This window comes from Stenotrophomonas sp. P5_B8 (assembly GCF_054049855.1).
On sequence record NZ_JBFULO010000566.1, the window covers coordinates 1 to 1,989 of the forward strand.

Consider the following 1,989-nt stretch of genomic DNA (forward strand, 5'->3'; position numbering starts at 1 on the left):
GCGCTGTACTGGCGGGCCCCGACCGCCGATCAGTTGGCCGCTCTGGGGCTGAGATCGAAGCACTACCAAGCCCCAGAAGTTGCAGTGTGGCCAGAGCTTTGGCCCGCCATCGAGCATTTCCGCCGAATCACCACCCAGTGGCGGTGCGGCGGCGGCGGCCCGATCGGGCTGGACTACGGCATCCTGTACGCCAACCTGGACCGTGACGGTGTCACGGGGGCGGACAGAGACGACCTCCTCGGTGCAATTGCCGTGATCGAGTCGGCGGCGCTGGAGCAAATCCACAGCGGTTAGAATCGGGCCTCTACACAAGGAGGCTTGGCGATGGCTAAGTGGATTGTTCTGGCGCTGGCGGCATTGGCGCTGACGGGCTGCAGCGAGCGCCAGGCCGTTGAGGCCTGCAAGGCGGCGATCAAAGAGAAGGCGACCAACCCATCGGCGGCTGTGATCCCAAGCCCGGGAGACGTCGCGAGCGGAAAGGAGATTGTGTTTATCAACTGGAAGCGGGGTGATGGGCTGCGCCTGCAKAACAACTTCGGTGCACTCCTTGATGTATCAGCTACGTGCACTTATTCAAAAGCGACGAAGCAAGTTGACTACCTATCGCTGGGTAACGACGTGGTAATAGGGTCGCTACCCAAGTAATCGAACAACTCACAGATCAACCGCCTTCGGGCGGTTTTTTTATGCCCGAGGCAAATGCAAATGGCACAAGAGAGCATCGGCACCGCCAGGATCGACATCGAAATCGACAACAGCAAAGTCGAGCCCGGCGTCAATGCGGCGAAGCAGTCGGTCGCCTCCCTTGCCACCGAAGTGGAGAAGGGCTCTGCGCGGCAGGTTGTCGCCACCAGCCGCCAAGTTACGGCGCTGGAGCGGAACATCGCCACCCTCGGGAAGAGCCGAGAGGAGGTCATTCGCTGGCGCATCGAGCAGCAGACGACCGGTAAGGTTCAGGATCAACTCAAGGCCAAGCTGGACGCCAGCGTCGCGGCGATGAAGGCTGGCGACGCCCAGTTGGTGAACTACGGTATKTCCGCGAAGGCCACCGCAGCCGCCATGCGCGGTGTGCCGGCGCAGATTACGGATATCGCCGTCAGCCTGCAGGGCGGGCAGCGGCCGTTGACCGTCTTGCTCCAGCAGGGCGGACAGTTGAAGGACATGTTCGGGGGCGTGGTGCCGGCGGCTCGAGCCCTTGGCTCAAGTCTCATGGCCCTGGTCAACCCCTACTCGGTGGCAGCGGCAGCGGTCGGTGTGCTTGCTTTGGCGTGGTACTCGGCTCAAAAGGACGCTGAGGCATACACCAAGGCCCTTGTTCTCACCGGCTACCAAGCAGGAGCCACGGAGGGCCAACTCGCGTCCACCTCGGCCAACATCGCCAACAGCCTGAACATAACCGCAGGCGCGGCCAGGGAGGCGACGCTCCAGGTCATCAATACCGGCGGCATCACGCGCGACAACATGGAATTGGTGGCGCGCGCGGCGGCAGCAATGCAGCAGCTTACCGGCGCGTCACTCGATCAGACGGTTTCCGCATATGCTCGCCTGGCTGACGAGCCTGTAGCCGCCGTGCTTAAGCTCAATGAAAGCAGCAACTTCCTGACGCTTTCCCTCTATGACCAAGTGCGCGCGCTGCAGGAGCAGGGCAACTACCAGGCGGCTGCGACCGTAGCGACCAAGGCGGCTTCCGAGGCAACCGTTGAGGCACTGAACCGCGTCCGCGAGAGCCAGAATTGGCTCTCGAAGAGCATGGACGAGACGACGATCAAGGCCAACAAGATGTGGGCCGCGCTCAAGAACTCCGTTGGGCTGTCATCTCGTGGTGACGAAATGCAGGCACTGCTCCGGGACAATCGCCAGGCTGTCTTTGAAATGGAGCAGGCAAAGTCAGCAGGGGGCAATTTCAACACCATCAATTCGTATCGGATTCGAATCGAAACCAATGCCAAGAAGATCAAGGAAATCGCCGCCCAGATGACGGCTGAGGCC

The 1,989-nt window shown here is 61.5% G+C and carries 3 protein-coding genes; all 3 read left to right on the forward strand.

Annotation, left to right across the window (positions count from 1 at the left end):
• The coding region (locus ACXJKH_RS19380) for a DUF1799 domain-containing protein (RefSeq protein WP_457321810.1) at positions 1–294 on the forward strand (294 nt) is incomplete at its 5' end.
• A 30-nt stretch (positions 295–324) separates the two neighbouring features.
• Entirely contained in the window at positions 325–645 is a 321-nt protein-coding gene (locus ACXJKH_RS19385; protein ID WP_457321811.1) for a hypothetical protein, read from the forward strand.
• Positions 646–705: 60 nt separating this feature from the next.
• The coding region (locus ACXJKH_RS19390; protein ID WP_457321813.1) for a phage tail length tape measure family protein at positions 706–1,989 on the forward strand (1,284 nt) is incomplete at its 3' end.